At 44.8% G+C, this 19,156-nt stretch carries 15 protein-coding genes; 12 read left to right on the forward strand and 3 right to left on the reverse strand.

The genetic code is table 11. From position 1 onward, the window contains the following. Nucleotides 1–130 precede the first annotated feature (130 nt). The 3 genes from Q3W13_RS15425 to Q3W13_RS15435 all read left to right on the forward strand — a co-directional run bounded on the left by Q3W13_RS15425 (nucleotide 131) and on the right by Q3W13_RS15435 (nucleotide 4,371). A complete protein-coding gene (locus Q3W13_RS15425) occupies nucleotides 131–1,180 on the forward strand; it encodes a c-type cytochrome (RefSeq protein WP_302865224.1) in 1,050 nt (349 codons plus the stop codon). 130 nt (nucleotides 1,181–1,310) lie between these two features. Then, the gene (locus tag Q3W13_RS15430; protein WP_302865226.1) at nucleotides 1,311–3,932 is read left to right on the forward strand and encodes a GH116 family glycosyl hydrolase; all 2,622 of its coding nucleotides are present in this window, start codon (nucleotides 1,311–1,313) and stop codon (nucleotides 3,930–3,932) included. 115 nt (nucleotides 3,933–4,047) lie between these two features. Next, entirely contained in the window at nucleotides 4,048–4,371 is a 324-nt protein-coding gene (locus tag Q3W13_RS15435; protein ID WP_302865227.1) for a hypothetical protein, read from the forward strand. A 5-nt stretch (nucleotides 4,372–4,376) separates the two neighbouring features. On the opposite strand, the gene Q3W13_RS15440 is transcribed toward Q3W13_RS15435, so the two are convergent. After that, nucleotides 4,377–5,267, reverse strand: coding sequence for an AraC family transcriptional regulator (locus Q3W13_RS15440; RefSeq protein WP_302865229.1), 891 nt, complete (start codon nucleotides 5,265–5,267; stop codon nucleotides 4,377–4,379). A 130-nt stretch (nucleotides 5,268–5,397) separates the two neighbouring features. Between Q3W13_RS15440 and Q3W13_RS15445 the strand changes: the two genes are divergently transcribed. Genes Q3W13_RS15445 through Q3W13_RS15455 form a run of 3 tightly spaced genes read left to right on the forward strand, consistent with a single transcriptional unit; the run spans nucleotide 5,398 to nucleotide 11,133 of the window. After that, on the forward strand, nucleotides 5,398–6,417 hold the full coding sequence (locus tag Q3W13_RS15445) for an aldose epimerase family protein (protein ID WP_302865231.1): 1,020 nt from the start codon (nucleotides 5,398–5,400) through the stop codon (nucleotides 6,415–6,417). Nucleotides 6,418–6,423: 6 nt separating this feature from the next. Further along, nucleotides 6,424–7,767: a sugar porter family MFS transporter gene (locus Q3W13_RS15450; protein ID WP_302865232.1), complete on the forward strand. Its 1,344-nt coding sequence runs from the start codon at nucleotides 6,424–6,426 to the stop codon at nucleotides 7,765–7,767. Between the two features lie 45 nt (nucleotides 7,768–7,812). Continuing rightward, nucleotides 7,813–11,133 (forward strand): DUF5107 domain-containing protein, encoded by a 3,321-nt coding sequence (locus tag Q3W13_RS15455; RefSeq protein ID WP_302865233.1) that lies wholly within the window; start codon nucleotides 7,813–7,815, stop codon nucleotides 11,131–11,133. A 65-nt stretch (nucleotides 11,134–11,198) separates the two neighbouring features. On the opposite strand, the gene Q3W13_RS15460 is transcribed toward Q3W13_RS15455, so the two are convergent. Further along, on the reverse strand, nucleotides 11,199–11,579 hold the full coding sequence (locus Q3W13_RS15460) for a LiaF domain-containing protein (protein WP_302865234.1): 381 nt from the start codon (nucleotides 11,577–11,579) through the stop codon (nucleotides 11,199–11,201). 307 nt (nucleotides 11,580–11,886) lie between these two features. Between Q3W13_RS15460 and Q3W13_RS15465 the strand changes: the two genes are divergently transcribed. The 6 genes from Q3W13_RS15465 (at nucleotide 11,887) to Q3W13_RS15490 (ending at nucleotide 18,287) form a co-directional block, all read left to right on the forward strand. Beyond that, a complete protein-coding gene (locus Q3W13_RS15465; protein ID WP_302865235.1) occupies nucleotides 11,887–12,750 on the forward strand; it encodes a fumarylacetoacetate hydrolase family protein in 864 nt (287 codons plus the stop codon). Between the two features lie 6 nt (nucleotides 12,751–12,756). After that, nucleotides 12,757–13,995, forward strand: a complete 1,239-nt coding sequence (locus Q3W13_RS15470; RefSeq protein WP_302865237.1) for a DUF6786 family protein — start codon at nucleotides 12,757–12,759, stop codon at nucleotides 13,993–13,995. A 105-nt stretch (nucleotides 13,996–14,100) separates the two neighbouring features. After that, the gene (gene fucP / locus Q3W13_RS15475) at nucleotides 14,101–15,381 is read left to right on the forward strand and encodes an L-fucose:H+ symporter permease (RefSeq protein WP_302865239.1); all 1,281 of its coding nucleotides are present in this window, start codon (nucleotides 14,101–14,103) and stop codon (nucleotides 15,379–15,381) included. 16 nt (nucleotides 15,382–15,397) lie between these two features. Further along, nucleotides 15,398–16,186, forward strand: coding sequence for an SDR family oxidoreductase (locus Q3W13_RS15480; RefSeq protein ID WP_302865240.1), 789 nt, complete (start codon nucleotides 15,398–15,400; stop codon nucleotides 16,184–16,186). Between the two features lie 100 nt (nucleotides 16,187–16,286). Beyond that, nucleotides 16,287–17,114 carry an amidohydrolase gene (locus Q3W13_RS15485; RefSeq protein WP_302865242.1) on the forward strand — a complete coding sequence of 276 codons (828 nt, stop codon included), beginning with the start codon at nucleotides 16,287–16,289 and terminating at the stop codon, nucleotides 17,112–17,114. Nucleotides 17,115–17,123: 9 nt separating this feature from the next. Then, entirely contained in the window at nucleotides 17,124–18,287 is a 1,164-nt protein-coding gene (locus tag Q3W13_RS15490) for a glycoside hydrolase family 172 protein (RefSeq protein WP_302865243.1), read from the forward strand. 160 nt (nucleotides 18,288–18,447) lie between these two features. On the opposite strand, the gene Q3W13_RS15495 is transcribed toward Q3W13_RS15490, so the two are convergent. Further along, a complete protein-coding gene (locus Q3W13_RS15495; protein WP_302865245.1) occupies nucleotides 18,448–18,981 on the reverse strand; it encodes a DUF892 family protein in 534 nt (177 codons plus the stop codon). Nucleotides 18,982–19,156: the final 175 nt, after the last annotated feature.

Genomic DNA, 19,156 nt, shown 5'->3' on the forward strand with positions numbered 1-19,156 from the left:
GTTACGAAAATCCCCTTGACGATACGATTAGCGGCGATTTGTGCGTATAAATAACAGGCGGGAGTTTGCCGGGAATTTGCTAACTTCCACCAGTTTTCATAAGCCGTAACTTAAAAATCTTACTTTATTAATGTATCACGGGCGTCCCAACGATAATCTTGACAAGGCCGTTAAGACGGCTGGTTATATCGTTCGTGCGAGTACCTTAATGTGTTTGATTGTTATTTTTTTCTGTTTAATTTTTACTAATGACGCAGACCAGTCAGCGGTTGTTGCAGCAAATGATAATTTATTACCTGAAAGATTAGTTCCATTTGATGCATGGCATGCACCAGATACTTCCGTTATCCCATCAGGCAAGCGGGGAAGAATGATTAAGTATGGCAGGGAGTTAATTATGCGCACCGCAGTTTATTTCGGGCCAAAGGGGACTATCGCTCACTTAAGCAACGGAATGAATTGCCAGAATTGTCATATAAACGGCGGCACGCGACTATACGGCAATAATTTTGCAAGCTTTATATCAACCTATCCTAAAATAAGCAACCGGTCAGGACAACTTGAACTACCCGCCGAACGTATAGCAGAATGTTTTACCCGAAGCCTGAACGGCAAATCGCCGGACACTGCCTCGGGAGAAATACAGGCCATGCTTTACTACATGAGGTGGGTAGGTAAAGATGTAAAGAAGAATGCAAAACTTTTTGGTGAGGCTACAGAGAAACTGCCTTATTTAAATGTCGCAGCCAATGCAGAAAAAGGACGGCTGGTTTACAGGGCTAAGTGCCAGAGCTGTCATGGCGGCAACGGTCAGGGTTTGCTGGCTGCTGACAAAATCTCATATATCTATCCGCCACTTTGGGGGCCGCATAGTTATAGTGATGGGGCCGGAATGTACCGATTAAGCAACCTGGCCGGTTTTGTAAAAAATAATATGCCTTTGGGCGCTACCTACGAGACGCCTCAGCTTAGCGATGAAGAGGCGTGGAATGTTGCCGCCTTTATTAATAGCCAGCCCCGGGCGCACCGCGACCAACACAACGATTATATCAACCTTTCAAAAAAACCGGTGGATGCACCATTTGGACCTTATATTGACACCTTCAGCGAAAGGCAGCATAAGTTCGGACCGTTTAAGCCGATATTGGTTTATCAGAGAACACATACTTTAAAAAAGTAAAACTTTAAAGCAGTGCTGCCGGCATGGCCCTGTTGCTTTTGAGTGGATATTACAGTTTTATCTCTGTTAAATTTTATTAGTTTTGATGATATAACCAATTACCAGCAGCCAATTTAACTGAAGATTATTTATGAAGAATAAATCCGACCGGAGGGATTTTTTGAAAAATGTCGGCTTGGGCAGTGCCGCTGCCGTGCTGCCGTTAAACGCATTGAGTTTTAAAAGCGCTGATGAAATAAAGGAGGGGACTGAAGCTAAACAAACTGTAACACCAGGTAAGCGCGCCTACAACGGTGCCTATACGGGGCAGCAGCTTAACCGTGTCGCTTTCCCGATAGGAGGGCTTGGAGCCGGAATGTTTTGTATGGAAGGGACGGGCGCTATTTCGCATATGTCAGTAAGGAACAAGCCTGAGATTTTTAACGAGCCCGGAATGTTTGCAGCAATTTGTGTGAAAGGAATAAAAAACGGGGCAAAGCTACTGGAAGGGCCGGTACCTGACTGGAAGAAGTTTGGCTTCCGTGACGCGGCAAACGGGGCAGGCGGGGCTACCACCGGGTTACCTCGCTTTCATAGAGCAGCTTTTAAAGCACAGTTCCCTTTTGGATACCTGGATATTTCGGACGACGATTTACCGTTGAAGGTTCAAATCACCGGTTGGAGCCCTTTTATTCCAACTGACGATGACAATTCCAGCCTGCCGGTTGGCGCAATGGAATATCAATTTATCAATACAGCAAATGCCGAAACAGAAGTTGTATTCTCTTTCAACACAAAAAATTTTCTTGCATTCTGGAAAGGTGAGGACAAAATCAGCGCATTAAAAAATGGGTTTGTTATGACGCAAAAAGGTACTAAGGAAAAGCCTTTGCGTTCAGACTTTGCGATCTTTACAGATGAAAAAGATACCATAGTTGACCACTGCTGGTTTCGCGGCGGCTGGTGGGACCCGGTCACTATGGCCTGGAACGAAATTAAAAACGGTAACACAAAAGCTAATCCTCCGGTTCCAAGCGATGCTCCGGGTGCAAGTTTGTACGTTCCGTTTAAGCTTGGGCCCGGTAAGGAAAAGACTATCAGGATAATGATGGCCTGGTATACACCGGACTCGGAGCTTACATTTGGCGAGATGGGCACGCGTAAAGAAAACTGCACCCCCGCCGATGGCTGTTGCAATTCTCCGGGTGACATTGGGCTGGATAAATATGATAAGGACTTTAACGGTAAGTTTTACAAGCCCTGGTATAGCAGCCGTTTTGCCAGCGTGGATGATGTTGCCAGTTATTGGCTGAAGAATTATGATGACCTGAGACAGAAATCTACTCTTTTTAAAGATGCTTTTTTCTCATCAACGCTGCCCCCCGAGGTCATGGAAGCAGTAGCGTCGAATCTGTCGATATTGAAGTCGCCAACGGTAATGCGGCAATACGATGGCAGATTATGGAGTTATGAAGGTTGTGCTGATGATAATGGCTGCTGCCATGGTTCATGCACCCATGTTTGGAATTATGCGCAGGCTATCCCGCATTTATTCCCCGCCCTTGAAAGAAGTTTAAGGCATACTGAGTTTTGCGAAAGCCAGGATGTTAACGGACATCAGACTTTTAGGGCCAACTTGCCCATACAGCCTACCAAACACGATTTTCATGCAGCGGCCGACGGGCAACTGGGCGGCATAATGAAAGTTCACCGGGAATGGCGTATTCATGGCGACGATACATGGTTGCAGAAAATGTACCCGATGGTAAAAACCAGCTTGGTTTATTGCATCGCAACCTGGGACCCGAGACACCGGGGAGCAATAGAAGAACCGCACCATAATACCTATGATATAGAATTTTGGGGTGGCGACGGTATGCACACCAGTTTTTATATTGGCGCTTTGAATGCTATGATCGCTATGGGCAGGCATTTAAAACAAGATGTGAACAAATATGAGGAGTTGGCGGTAAGGGCAAAAAAATTGTTAGAAAGCGAACTATATGATGGAGAGTATTTTATCCAGGAGATAAATTATAAGGGACTGAATGCGAAGAATCCGGCTACGGCAAAATCATTTGGAGGGGATTACTCAAAAGAAGCACAGGAACTGATGGAAAAAGAGGGGCCTAAATATCAATATGGAAAAGGGTGCTTATCAGATGGAATATTGGGCGCATGGATTGGCCGCATGTGTGCTGTACAGGAGACCATCGATGCGGATAAGATAAAAAGCCACCTTATGGCGGTGCATACATATAATTTAAAAACTAATTTAAGCGAACATGCCAACCCGCAGCGACCTACGTATGCTTTGGGCGATGAGGGCGGCTTACTGTTATGTACATGGCCGAAAGGGGGGAAACTGTCATTGCCGTTTGTTTACAGCGACGAAGTGTGGACTGGGATTGAGCACCAGGTAGCATCGCACCTGATGCTGATGGGTAAGGTACAGGAAGGCCTGGAAATAGTAAGAGCTTCACGCGACAGGTACGATGGTAAGATCCGTAATCCGTTTAACGAATACGAATGCGGCAGCTGGTACGCCAGGGCTTTATCAAGTTACGGATATCTGCAGGCTTTAACAGGCGTTCGCTATGATGCTGTAGATAAAACCCTTCACATCGACTCGAAAATCGGTGATTTTACCAGTTTTCTTTCGACCGAAACAGGGTTCGGTACAGTAAGTCTTCACCAGGGGAAACCTTCGGTGAACATTGTATACGGCTCAATTAAGGTTGATAAGACTTTTATTTCAGGCAAAAGAGTTTAAATTTTTCAAATGAGAAAGTCTATTTAGTTGCAAAAGCTGCAACTGCCTTAAAGACTATGCTGAATCAGTTGAATAGCTATAAAACCGGAAAAAATGTGATATATTATAAATTGTTATGAAGATAGAAGCAAATATGGTGGTATCTCTTCGTTTTGTAATGAAAAACGAGGCTGGCGAGACAGTAGAAGATATTATGCAACACCCACCGGTGCACTATCTGCATGGTTCCGGCAACATTTTGCCTCCATTGGAAAAAGGTGTTGAAGGATTAATGGGCGGCGATAGGAAATACCTCGAATTTACCATCGAAAACGGGGAGTCATACAGTATGGATGTGATTATCGATAACATCAGGCTTGCCACCCCAGAAGAACTGGAGGCGGGTAAGCCCCAGGAAAAAACAACCGACCCGGCCTGTGGGCCAGGCTGTTGTTGTTGAATGTGCTATGCCCTGTTTTTATCACGGTATAGAGTTGGCGATACTTCCATCATCCTGGTAAACATCCTCGAAAAATAATACTGATCGGCTATGCCCAGGTTAAGGGCAATTTCCTTGACCGGCATGTTGGTGAACGAAAGGTACTGGCAGGCTTTTTGAATTTTTAACTGGTTAAAATATTCGATGGGCGAATGCCCTGTTTTAGCTTTGAATATAGCAGAAAAATGCGACTGCGAGAGATTAACACACGAGGCGAGTTCATTAAGTTTTAGCGTCGAATTAATTTTGCTCTGCATGTATCTAATGATTTTGGCTAAGAGGTCATCTTCTGACTGCTCTGCGCGGCTGAATTTGTTTTCGTAGATAAGCGAGGACAAAAAATGTGAGAAAATCATATTTACATAGCGTAATGTATCTTCGCTATAGCCTTTCTCCAAATGCCGGCATATCTCGTCAAAAAGTTTTACCCGGTGGTCATCAAAAGATAGGTGCGGTTTATAATCTTCAGAATTTTTCAGAATCAAGTCGACGACAAAGTCCGATGCATCGCCTTTAAAGTGCAGCCAGTAAATAGTCCATGGCTTAAGCTTATCTGCTGCGTAGCGGTGTGCTGTCCAGGCTGGTATCGCTATAAATTGGGATGCTGAAAGTGTTATAACCTTGCCATCCAGTTCCAACCAGCCGCTGCCATCGGTACAATAGATAATTATGTGCTGGTCGATACCTTCAGGACGCTCTGCATAATGGTGCCGTGCTTTTGGATAATAGCCGATATCGGTAATATAAACGTGCCTCGTGACTGGGTCGGTACTTAAAAAACCGGAAATTATCGTTCGCGGAAGCACCATAAGCCGCTGCCCGCTGAATCCTTCCTGTAGCCTGGTGTCGTGGTTCATTTGCATATTCTAAGGTACCATTAATCGTAAAATAATCCATCAATTTCATAAATTCCGCTATTTAATGTGGTTTTATAAAACCGCAATTTTATCTAAATCAATTAGATCCGTCGATAAGGTATAATTCCCGATGATTACTTTTAGAAGTTTTGGCGCTTCGCAGGAACGCGAACTGGTATTGTTTAAGCTGACGAATAAAAACGGGTGTTATGCCGAACTGACTAACTATGGCGCCGCGATTGTTTCAATCGTTGTGCATGACAGATGCGGCAAACCGGGCAATGTTGTGCTGGGTTTTAACCAACCACAAGGCTACCTTGATGATACGTGTTATATAGGTTCAACTATCGGGCGCTTTGCAAACCGGATAGCCAACGCGCGTTTCATATTGGATGGAAAACAGTACCGGCTTGAAGCCAATGATAATGGCAACAGCAATCATGGCGGGAGCAGCGGCTTTAACTTTCGTATTTTTGATTATGAAATAGCAGGCGAGTCGCTAATCTTTAAGCTTACCAGTATCGATGGTGACGGCGGCTTTCCCGGTAAACTGGATTTGCAGATGGTGTATGAGTGGACGGATAGCGATCAGCTTAAAATAACTTATCTTGCCGGGACTGATAAACCTACCGTAGCTAATTTTACCAACCATGCTTATTTTAATCTCTCTGGCAAGGCGGGTAGCATGATTGACCATCACTTAACCATAAACGGGGATATGATTTTGGAAGCTGATAAAAGTTATATTCCTACCGGACAGGTAATTAGTGCGGGATTAAAGAGATTTTGCGATGATGTGATCGGTAAAAAAATGCATGAATGCGGCATAAAAGGTTTTAACGATTATTACATATTAAATGACGGCGGCGCCGGCTTAAAACAAGCGGCAATACTTGTGCACCCGGCTAGCGGCAGGGTGATGAATATCTACACCACTTACCCCGGACTAATGTTTTATACCGGCGATTACCTGGAAAGCGTTTATCCCGGCCATTGGGGTAAGCCATACCGGTCATTTGACGGCCTTTGCCTGGAATGCCAGCTTTATCCTGATGCGCCCAATCATCCGCACTTTCCATCTGCAAGGCTGTATCCGGGTGAAGCATATCACCACCAAATAATTTACGAATTCACAATAAGGGATAAATAATTTAACATGAGCCAGACAGGAATATTTAACAGCCGGTACATCGTCGGCATCTCGTTTATCTCCGCTCTTGGCGGCTATCTGTTCGGGTTTGATTTTGCGGTGATATCAGGCGCTTTGCCGTTTTTACGCACACAATTTGCCCTGGATGCCGTATGGGAAGGGTTTTTAACCGGTTCACTGGCACTTGGCTGTATCGCAGGATGCCTTATAGCCGGAGGGGTGGCTGATAGATACGGTCGCAAGCCGGGGTTGATGGCGGCTGCTATAATTTTCGCGGTATCATCTCTGGGCATAGCAGTCACAAACACGTTAACATTGTTTATCATTATGCGATTCGCAGCAGGTATTGGCGTGGGAATGGCGAGCATGTTGTGTCCCCTTTATATTGCTGAGATTTCTCCGGCGCAAGTACGCGGAAGGAATGTTGCCATCAATCAGCTTACCGTGGTAATTGGCATATTGATCACTAATTTGGTTAATTACTTTTTGGCTGATAAAGGTGCGGACTCATGGCGCTGGATGTTTGGATTAGGTGTAGTTCCGTCTGCTGTTTTTTTAACCGGCGTTTTATGGTTGCCCGAAAGTCCACGATGGCTGATAAAGGCCGGCAGAGAGGAGGATGCCAGGAAGGTTCTCAATAAAATAGGCTCCCAGCAATTCGCGCAACAAACTTTCAGCGCCATAGAGAATTCAATGGAAGGCGCCCCAAAGCAATCTTACAAAGCGGTGTTCGAAAAAAGCGTACGACCAGCGGTAATTGTGGGCATAACGCTGGCAATATTCCAGCAGTTTTGCGGAATAAATGTGGTCTTTAATTACACTTCCACCATATTTGAATCTGTTGGCGCAAACCTTAACCGGCAGCTTTTTGAGACAGTGGCAATAGGTGTAGTAAACCTGGTATTTACGCTGCTGGCTATGTGGCAGGTAGACAAGCTTGGCCGCAGGCCATTGATGCTCGGCGGCGCACTTGGACTGTCGATCCTTTATATCGTATTAGCACTGCTGTTGCAGAACAAAGCTCCTGTGGGGTTACTTTCGGTATTTGTGTTGCTTGCTATCAGCACTTATGCCATGTCGCTGGCCCCCGTAACCTGGGTGCTCATATCTGAAATATTTCCCAATAAGATCCGTGGATTAGCATCTTCTGTAGCTGTAGTTTCGTTATGGGGCGCATACTTTATTTTGGTTTTCACGTTCCCCATACTTGCAAAAAAACTGGGTGCATTTGGCCCGTTTTACTTATATGCATGTATTTGTTTCCTGGGTTTCCTGTTTGTGAAAAAGAAAGTTAGAGAGACGAAAGGGCAGACATTAGAGGAACTGGAGCAGCATTTGGTCAGGCACTAATTTAATAGCCCTCCCATAAATTAATAAACCATAATCAGCACAAACATGACTAACGAAACTGTTTCTATCTGGCAGGAAAATGTTGTTATACCCACGTACGGCGTTGGCAAGCCCGATAAAAATCCCATGTTTTTCGAAAAACGGGTTTACCAGGGCAGCAGCGGCGTGGTTTACCCGAACCCGGTAATCGAAAAAATAGAAGACGAAAAGCAAGACAAAAGCTACACCGGGTTGTTCCTCGAGAATCGTTATATAAAAATCATGATTCTGCCCCAACTTGGCGGGCGGATACACCGGGCCTATGATAAAATAAAACAACGCGATTTTATCTACTATAACCAGGTGATCAAACCGGCACTGGTAGGACTTACCGGCCCCTGGATATCAGGCGGTATTGAGTTTAACTGGCCGCAACACCACCGCCCAAGCACATTTGAACCTGTTGATTATAGCCTGAGTGAAAACGGCGATGGAAGCAAAACCATCTGGATAAACGAAGTAGAAAAGATGTTTCATACCCGTGCGCTGGCTGGCTTTACCCTGCATCCTGACAAGGCGTATATCGAAATAACTGCTAAACTACTTAACCGGACTGCCTTGCCGCAAACATTTTTATGGTGGGCAAATCCGGCGGTAAAAGTGAATGATCATTATCAATCGGTCTTTCCGCCGGATGTGAATGCAGTTTTTGATCATGGTAAGCGTGATGTGTCTGCTTTCCCAATTGCGACAGGAACATATTATAAGGTTGACTATTCTCCCGGTACGGATATCTCGATGTACAAAAATATCCCCGTACCAACGTCCTACATGGCTATCAATTCGGATTATGACTTTGTTGGTGGGTATGAGCATGACAGCAAAGGCGGCTTACTGCATGTAGCTGATCATCACGTATCACCTGGCAAAAAACAATGGACCTGGGGCCATAGTGATTTCGGCCAGGCCTGGGACAGAAATCTCACTGATGAGGACGGCCCCTATATTGAACTGATGACCGGCGTGTTTACCGATAATCAGCCTGATTTTAGCTGGCTGATGCCTTATGAAGAAAAAGCGTTTACACAGTATTTTATGCCATACCAGGAGCTGGGGATGGTTAAAAATGCCAATAAGGATATTCTATTAGCTACTCAAATTGAAGATAGCCGATTGTCTGTGAAAGTCTATGCCACCTCCGAACGGAATGATATTTTGCTGATCATTTCATGCAATGGAGAATCATTCTCAGAAGCTATTGCCGCGTCGCCCGAACAAGTATTCTCAAAAACCTACGCCATAAAGGGTTTGACCGCTGAAAACTACTTTATGCGTATAACAGACGATGCCGGTAACGAATTGTTACGGTATGAACCTGCCGCCAATCGAAAAAATGAGATTCCGCAACCAGCCAAACCTGCCTTGGCGCCTGCCGATGTTGAAAGCGTCGAACAACTGTTCCTCACCGGGCAACATTTGGAGCAATACCGGCATGCCACGTATAACCCGGTTGACTATTATGAAGAAGCGCTACGCCGAGACCCATCGGACGCGCGGAATAATAATGCCATGGGCAAATGGCTGTTAAGTAAAGGGCAATTCGCTAAAAGTGAACCATATTTTCGCCGTGCAATTGCCACGCTTACGCAGTGCAATCCAAATCCATATGATAGCGAACCTTATTACAATTTGGGCCTTTGCCTTTCTTTTTTGGAGCGTGACGATGAAGCATATGATGCATTTTTTAAAGCTACCTGGAGCAATGCCTGGAAAGATGCCGGTTATTTTTCCGTCGCGCTGATAGATGTTAAACGAGGACATTATTATAAAGCGGTTGACCACATCGTCCAATCACTAGACCGAAATAGCAATAACAGCAAGGCTTACGTTTTGAAAGCAGCATCTTATCGCAAACTTAATTATTTGGATAGCGCGCTGCAAACCGCCAGCGATGCCTTGATGCGGGACAGGTTTAATTTGGGTGCGATATTCGAAAAGGCATTAGCTTATCGAGTCAGTAAACAAGTTGAAAAAGCTGATAAAGCGATTGACGAATTACTGAACTTATCGCGTAGGGATGAACGGAATTTACTGGAATATGCCCTCGATTATGCCGCCGCAGGCCTTTATAAAGAGGCCTCTGATCTTTTACGCTATGCTGAAAAAGAACAAGAAACGAGCCCAATGGTGTATTACAGTTTGGCTTGGTTCGGCTATAAAGGCGGCGATAAAAACCAGGAAAAAACTTTCCTGGAAAAGGCTGCCGCAGCCAACCCGTATTTATGTTTCCCAAACCGGCTGGTGGAGATTAATATCCTGCAAACAGCCATTAAATTAAATCCGGCAGATGCCAGGGCTCCGTATTACCTTGGCAATTTGTTTTACGATAAACGGCAATATGCAGATGCTATAAAATACTGGGAACTTTCGCGGAATATCGATGGTAATTTTCCTACTGTTCACCGAAATCTGGGCATCGCTTACTTTAATAAGTACAATGAACAAAAGCTGGCGCTGGCAAGTTTTGAAAAAGCGTTCGAACTCGACAAAACTGATGCCCGAGTGCTGATGGAACTTGACCAATTGTATAAAAGACTTAATTATTCACCAGCTAACCGCCTGAAATTTTTAGAAGATAATTTGATAACAACTCTTCAGCGTGACGATACCTATCTTGAGCGATTAAGTTTATATAATTTTGCGGGGCGTTGTGAAGAGGCGTTAAACCTGCTGCGAGCGCGCAAATTTCACCCGTGGGAAGGGGGGGAAGGCAAAGTCTCGGCGCAATACCAGTTGGCGCTAACGGAAATTGCTAAACAATGTATAGCGATCGGGCAATACAAAAAGGCGGTTGAATTGCTGGCTGACGCTCAAGTTTTTCCGCATAATTTGGGCGAAGGTAAATTATACGGCGCTCAGGAAAACGACATTCATTATTGGCTGGGATGTGCTTATGCTGGGATGGAACAACAAGAAAGGGCAGAAGAATTTTTTACCAGGGCAACAAATGGCCTCAGTGAACCAGCCGCCGCTATTTTCTATAACGATCAGCAACCCGACAAAATATTTTACCAGGGCTTGGCTCACCGGAAATTAGGGAACGGCGAATCAGCCATGGATATATTTAATAAGTTGGTTCAATACGGCAGGCAGCATGCAGATGACGATATTAAGCTGGATTATTTTGCTGTGTCATTACCCAATATGCTGGTTTTTGATGACAATCTAAACCTTCGTAACCACATCCATTCCAGGTTTATAGAAGGATTAGGCCATCTTGGTTTGGATGAAAAAGCGAAAGCTGCGACAATATTTAAAGAGGTGTTGACATTAGATGCCGCACATCAGGGGGCGAAAATACATTTGGAAATGACAGGAAAACAATAGTTATACGGTCGTACAAACAGCATAACTATTGTTTAATTTGTAACGAAGGTATCGTCAGGAGGCCATCAATCGTTGCTGTTCAGAATTTCGACAACACCGAATGCTGATGTACCACGCAATACCAATATTTTTGAAGACCTGTAGCTTTCACTAATGTCGGTACGCTCGTCTTCAATGGCACCGAAAATCTGGGTAGTATCCGTTTCAACCCACCAGTCGCGCGGAACGGTTATCTTAACTTCGCCGAAGCCCTGAGAAATATCGAGTATGGCTACCCCGGCTAAATCGGCGTGCGAAAAATCGAGTTCTGTGCTGCCAAAAAGATTGCTCACTTGCCCACCCCGGAAATCTTTTGAAAGAATGGTCTTCTTAACTTCACCAAAAATGGTTGAGGTGTTTATATAATCGTCGGGATTAGCGAGCGTAAATGTTGCGTTCTGATTCATGATTTTCGTTTTTTGTTAACCAAAACTAAAGCAGTTGTTTAGGGATGAGAATACAAACCTTGCAGGATGGGGAAAGTTACCGGTAAATTGACAGGTTATTCCGGTGAAAAAATAACCGGGAATTTTCGCCGGTATTGTGATGAAAATAAATCCCAAAAGGATTCTTCGGCGGCGGACAATTGGTCTGATATCCGGGACATAAGAAGGCGTGCTGAAACAATCCGCGTACCAGTGTGCTATCAAATTAATACCGTCAACTTTCCCCAAACCACCGCACACATTTAAGAAAAATTTTTTAAAATTGGTTATGAAATTGTACAACACAATTAAGGGTATTGTTTTAGAAGAAAACGAAACTGCCTTTGTCATCAACGAGCCATGGGATACCCTTGTAAACCGCGATAATTTAGAGGACTACCTATCCAGCCAAATTAAAACAGCCAAACAGCTAAGTGCTGACGAAAAAGCCGAAAGATTAGCTAACAATGCGCTTTTGCCGCCTATAAGCCGCCAGGAGATCTGGGCTGCTGGGGTGACCTATTTAAAAAGCAGGGATGCACGCATGGAAGAGTCGCAGGGCTCCGGAGCGTCAAGTTTGTATGATATGGTGTACGATGCTGAGCGGCCGGAGTTGTTTTTTAAGGCAACAGCGTCGCGGGTTGCGGGGCATGGTCAGCCCGTGTATATCCGTAAGGATTCTGTGTGGAATGTGCCTGAACCGGAACTGACGCTTTTTGTAAACGCAAATGGCAACATCCAGGGGTATACTGCAGGCAATGATATGAGTTCGCGCAGTATCGAGGGTGAGAATGCCTTATACCTGCCGCAAGCTAAAATCTATGAAAAAAGCGCGGCTATTGGTCCTTGTTTGTATGTGAGTTCGGGGCACATAGGCGGTGATACGGCTATCAAGCTGAATATCAAGCGTAGTGGGGAAGTAATTTATACGGATGAAACCACGGTATCCCGGATTAAGCGAACCTTCGATGAACTGGTAGGCTTCCTTTACCGGGAATGCGACTTTCAGTATGGTTGTTATTTAATGACAGGTACCTGCCTTGTGCCGCCAGGGGAATTTACCTTGCAAAGTGGTGATGAGGCAGAGATTACTATCGATAAAATTGGTACACTTGTAAATACCATTGCATTAAACCCCAAACATAAACCATAACTATACATGAGCGTCTTAAAATATTCATCTATAGCACTGGCGGCAATATGTCTTGCCGCATGCCAGCAAAGAAAAGCGCCACAGGAACAGGCCGCAACAGCGGAAAGCCCTTATCCAAAAGGCTCTTTTGGCTACGACCTCGATTTTCTGAAGAAGAAAGACAGCGTTGTTGTTTTAAATAGTAAGGACGGCAAAGGTGAAATAATTATTTCTCCAAAATATCAGGCCAAGGTATTTACGTCGACTGCCGACGGTGCCAACGGCAAGAGCTTCGGATGGATAAACTATAAAACATTCGACCAGGAGAAGCCGGATGAACACATGAACGCCTATGGGGGAGAAGACAGGCTGTGGCTTGGGCCGGAAGGCGGCAAGTTCTCGCTGTTTTTTAAGCCCGGTACTAAAATGGAGTTCACAAATTGGCATACCCCTGCTGCTGTGGATAATGAGGCGTGGAAGCTAATATCAAATACCGATAAAAAGGCTTCACTAAGTAAAACTGCAACATTGCTAAATTATGCCGGTACGACTTTGACCCTGCAAATTGACCGGGACATCGAAATGCTTGAGCCTGGTGACGTTAAAACCAAACTGGGAATCGACTTGGATGATAAAGTGAAGTCAGTAGCTTTTCATACAACTACAACTTTGATTAATACGGGTAATAAAGCCTGGGACAAGCAAACCGGCGCACCCTGTATCTGGAATCTGGATATGTTCTCCCCATCGTCAAAAACTATCACTGTTATTCCTTATAATGATGGCGCCGGAAAAGTGGCAACCACAGATTACTTCGGCGAGATCCCAAAGGATCGCATTAGCATTAAAAATGGCATTTTGCTGTTTAAAGCTGACGGAAAATCGCGCGGCAAGCTGGGTATGCCGGCGGCGAGGACAAAAAAGCTTGCCGGAAATTATGACGGTGAAAATAATATACTAACGATCATCCAGTTCGATGCTGATCCAAACTCGACCTACCTGAACCAGGAATGGCGCACCGATCGGGACCCATTTACGGGTGACGCTGTAAATGCCTATAATGACGGCCCGCTAGCAGATGGCAGCCAGATGGGGCCGTTCTTTGAGTTGGAAAGTGTGTCGCCAGCGGCGTTTCTAAAACCCAGTGAAAAGCTTAAGCATAATCACAGCGTATTTCATTTTACGGGCGACAAAGGCGAGCTCAACACTATAGCTCTGAAAACATTAGGAATATCGCTGAAGGATATACAAGCTGCATTTAAATAATTATATTGCCGGAGTAAAGCGCTAATAGCCCAAAGCTAAAAGAATAAATACTAGTCGCTTTCGGCTTTCAAACAACCGATTATAAACTGATTTTAAACCTTTTTCATGGCAAAAGATAACAAGAAGATTGCTATAGCCCTGGTTACATCCTTGTTTTTTTTGTGGGGATTTGCACTGAACCTGAATTCAATACTGATACCGCATTTGAAAAAAGCCTGCCAGCTAACAGACTTTCAATCCTCACTGGTCGACTCTGCTGCATATATAGCTTATTTTATATTACCAATTCCGGCAGCCAGGTTTATGCATCGCTTCGGTTATAAGGGCGGTATTTTAATGGGCCTTATTCTTTTTGCTACCGGCGCCATGCTCTTTTTTCCTGCCGCTGCGGTACGCAGCTATGCTTTTTTTCTTGTGGCGCTCTTTATCATATTTAGCGGCACGGCATTTTTAGAAACTGCGGCTAATCCCTATATAACGGTATTGGGTGATCCGTCGACGGCAACGCGGCGCATAAATTTTTCGCAATCGTTCAACGGTCTGGCCGCTGCACTTGGTCCATTAATGGGTGGCGTGTTTATCTTATCCGGGAAAGTGCTGACAAAAGAACAGGAAGCCGCTATGGCGCCCGCGCAGCTGAATGCCTATCTTAATAAGGAAGCATCTGCAGTACAGGTACCCTATCTCATTATTGGCCTTGTGGTACTTACAGTCGCTTTTCTAATCTACAGATCACACCTTCCGAATATAATCGAAGAAGATGCGCCGGGCCAGGTTGCTGACCAAAAACATTCGTTGATAAGCCGGATAGGCTCCCTTCTTAAGCGCAAATCATTATTACTGGGTATCCTGGGCGAACTTTTTTATGTAGGCGCACAAGCGGGCATCCTGGGCTTTTTTATCAGGTACAGCGAAAATGTAGCCGGTTTAAACGAAAGATCATCCTCTTTTTTCCTTGTGGCTTCACTGTTTTGTTTTATGGCGGGAAGGTTTAGCGGTACTTACCTGATGAAACACTTTAACCCTGTAAAACTGCTGGCAACTTACTGCTGTATAAACATTTTGCTGCTCGCATCGATCTTTTTCCTTAGCGGCAGGTTTACCGTGTTTGGATTAATGGGAGTAATGTTCTTTATGTCGATAATGTTCCCGACAATTTTTTCGCTGAGTATAAGAGGCCTGGGGTCGCAAACAAAACTCGGTTCATCGTTGGTAATAATGGGCATAGTCGGCGGCGCGTTAATTCCGCCGGTTATGGGCTGGGTATCTGATATGAGCGGCATCAGATACGCCTACCTGGTTCCGATAATATGTTTTTCTTATATATTGTTTTTCGCTTCAACAAATTTAAAAGTGCAGCGGCTTGAAGTTCAGGCAGGCCATTGATATAAAAAGGGAACAGATGAATCTAGATTTAAAAGATAAAGTTATTATAGTAACCGGCGGCGCCAAAGGCATAGGCGCGGGTATTGTGAAAGTACTGGCTGCGGAAGGCGCCATCCCGGTTATTGTCGGCAGGAGTGAAGCTGATAATAAGGCGATGATACGGGAGGTAGAAACAATGGGCGGACAAGCTCATCAAATTGTGGCCGAACTTACCGAACCGGCAGCCTGTGAAAAAGCCGTGAAGGAAGTTTTGCAACATTTCGGCCGCATCGAAGGTCTTGTTAACAACGCGGGTGTAAATGATGGGGTAGGATTAGAGAACGGCAATTATGAGCGGTTTATGGCATCATTGCATAAAAACGTGGTGCATTATTACCTGATGGCCCATTTTGCCTTACCAGCGTTAAAACAATCTAAAGGAGCAATATTAAATATTACTTCAAAGACGGCTGCCACCGGACAGGGAAACACATCCGGCTATGCCGCCGCAAATGGCGGCAGAAACGCGTTAACCCGCGAGTGGGCAGTTGAACTGCTTAAATACGGCATCCGTGTAAACGCAATCGTGGTGGCCGAATGCTGGACGCCGTTGTACGAAAACTGGATTAACAGCTTACCCGATCCAATTGCCAAACGCAGAGACATTGAATCGAAAATCCCGTTAGGAAACCGCATGACTACTGCCGAAGAAATTGCAAATACTACGGCGTTTCTGTTATCTGAACGCTCAAGCCATACCACGGGGCAATTGATTTATGTGGATGGCGGATATGTGCATTTGGACAGGGCGCTGGCAAATGCTTAATGGCTAATGGGGATAGGTGAGCTGTGAAATGGTTTGATGCGGATAAAAATAGTTTTCAAACCATTCTCTCCTTACCGCTCACCACTTACAACTACAATTAATGAGAATAGACTCCCACCAGCACTTTTGGAAGTTTAATCCCGTACGGGATGCCTGGATTAACGAATCCATGAAGGTTATACAACGCGACTTTTATCCGGAAGATATCGAACCCATCTTGAAAAAGCATCATATTGATGGATGTGTGAGCGTGCAAGCCGACCAGTCGGAAGCTGAAACGGAATTTTTGTTAGATCTCGCCGATAAACACGATTTTATAAAAGGTGTGGTCGGGTGGGTTGATTTTATGCATCCACACGTGCGCGAAACAATTGCCCGGTATGCGGAGAATAACAAGATGAAAGGCATGCGGCATGTACTGCAAGGCGAATCTGACAGGGCCTATATGCTTAACCCCCGGTTTATGAAGGGCATTGCTGCACTGAAAAATTATGACCTGGCTTATGATGTCCTGGTATTTCCGGATCAGTTAGGTTATACCAATCAATTCGTAAAAAATATATCAGGCGTCCGTTTTGTGATCGACCATATCGCCAAGCCAGATATTAAAAATCAGAATATAGATAAGTGGGAACATAGCATGCGCCTAATCGCCCAGCATGAAAATGCCTGGTGCAAGGTATCAGGCATGGTAACCGAAGCCGACTGGCAAAACTGGAAATATGAAGATTTTGAACCTTACCTTAACGTAGTTTTTGAGGCATTTGGCGCAAACCGTGTGATGTTTGGTTCTGATTGGCCGGTATGTAACGTAGCGGGGGGGTATGATAAAATGATCGGTATTGTGGAGCAGTATACCACCCAACTGTCTGCTGGTGAGCAATCCCGCTTCTGGGGCCTTAATGCAATTGAATTTTATAAACTTTAATTAAATAAGATGAAAAGATCAGCTTTAATTGTTTTGATGGGCGTTTTAACTGCGGTAACGGTAAGCGCACAGCAAAAGTTTAACGGCTTAGGCGTAAACATGGGTAATTTGTACATGATGTCTGACGCGAAGACACGTTCTATCAGCCCGGAAAATTTTAACGGGGAAAAAGGCAAGGGCGGAATGGCTACTACTGGCACCGGTGCGAATGCCTCGCGCGATTTGGGGCAGACCTGGAAAGTGAGTCCCAGCGTTGTTATTAAAAAGCACACCACTTTCACCATAGCCGAAATAAATGAATCCGGCGCTATACAGCATATCTGGATGACACCCACGGGCAACTGGCGCTACTCTATCATTCGTTTTTATTGGGACGATGAAACCACACCGTCTGTAGAGGTGCCGGTGGGCGACTTTTTCTGCATGGGTTGGGGTAAGTTCGCGCCTGTCACATCGCTGGCTGTTGTAGTAAACCCAGGAAGTGGGTTAAATTGCTATTGGCCGATGCCTTTCCGTAAAAAATGTAAAATAACCATGGAGAACATTGACGACCGGGATATGGTGCTGTACTACCAGGTAGATTATACACTGACCGATGTTCCTAAAGATGCGGCTTATTTTCATGCACAGTTTCGCCGGGTTAACCCGCTGCCCTATAAACAGGATTTTGTTGTAGCAGACGGCATTAAAGGTAAAGGCCAGTACGTGGGCACTTACCTGGCTTATGGATCAAACAAGAACGGCTGGTGGGGCGAGGGAGAGATAAAATTCTTTATGGATGGCGACACAAAATTCCCGACCATTTGCGGAACCGGTACGGAGGATTATTTTAACGGCGCTTACGATTTCGACAGCCCGCACAAAAAAGCCGACGGGACAGAGACAAGCGAATACACTGAGTTTAGTGGCCCTTATACTGGCCTGCCACAGGTATTACGGGGTGATGGACATTACAATATAGCCCAAAGATTTGGTTTGTACCGCTGGCACATAGCCGATCCTATACGCTTTGAAAAGGACTTAAAAGTGACTCTTCAGGATTTGGGCTGGCGCGATAATGGCCGGTATTTGCCTTTGCAGGATGATTTGGCTACAGTAGCTTTCTGGTACCAAAGCGAGCCGCATGGTATATTCCCCGTACTGCCAGGCAGGGATGAACTGGAAGTGAATTAATTTAAGAAACGGGAGCGGCGGGCGGGGCAGCAAACCGATAGGTGAGCCTGTGAGAAAATTACGGCCTTCCGTACACTCCGCCTGCTACTAGTTTCTCAAGGTTTCGGTAATTAAAGAGGGATATCCCGTTAAAATGATTATAAGAATAATAAATGGACCTTCAGCTGCTTGTATATCGTGCGGTTATCTCCAGCAGCAATTTGCGGTCATCTTTTGATTCATCCAGGTTCTCTTTTAATAGTTGTGTTATCTCTGCGTTTTTAATTTTTTTAGCCAATATCTGCAACACCTGGAAAGACGCTACCTCAATACTCTCCATGTTTTGCAGATAGAAGAGTATCGCCATATCGCGCAACGCTGCATCATCCCGCTGTTCTCCTATGGCTGTAAATGCTTCTTCTATCATTCCGGCTAACCCCTGGCAGCCCGTTGCTTTGTTTTCAGCGCCCAGTTGTTCATATATCCTATTCATCCGTTCGATCTGTTTTTTAACATCGTCCACGGTTTCCATAATGGCATAGTTTAAATCTTTAAAATGAGCTTCGCCGGCAATTTCTGGGAAACGGTCAACCATGTGCTTCTTGGCGCAGTATATTTTATCAAGGTTGCTGATAAAGAAATCAAGCAGGCGTTTGCTGCCTAAATTTATAGTACCTGAGCGTTTGGAATATTTTGTCATTTGGTTACGGGTCATAAATACACAGTCTATAACAAAAAATGTCCCGTTAAGATTTAATAAAAATTTATCGATCACGGATAAACTCATCTTTACGGCATTCGGCCTTGAGCTACGGAATCTAACCCAGTAAATTCTTTCCGGAATTTTCACCGGTAAAATTACCGTGCTCACCGGGAAAAACCTTCTATAT

Source organism: Mucilaginibacter sp. L3T2-6, from assembly GCF_030519355.1.
In the GTDB taxonomy this organism is placed as follows: Bacteria; Bacteroidota; Bacteroidia; order Sphingobacteriales; family Sphingobacteriaceae; genus Mucilaginibacter.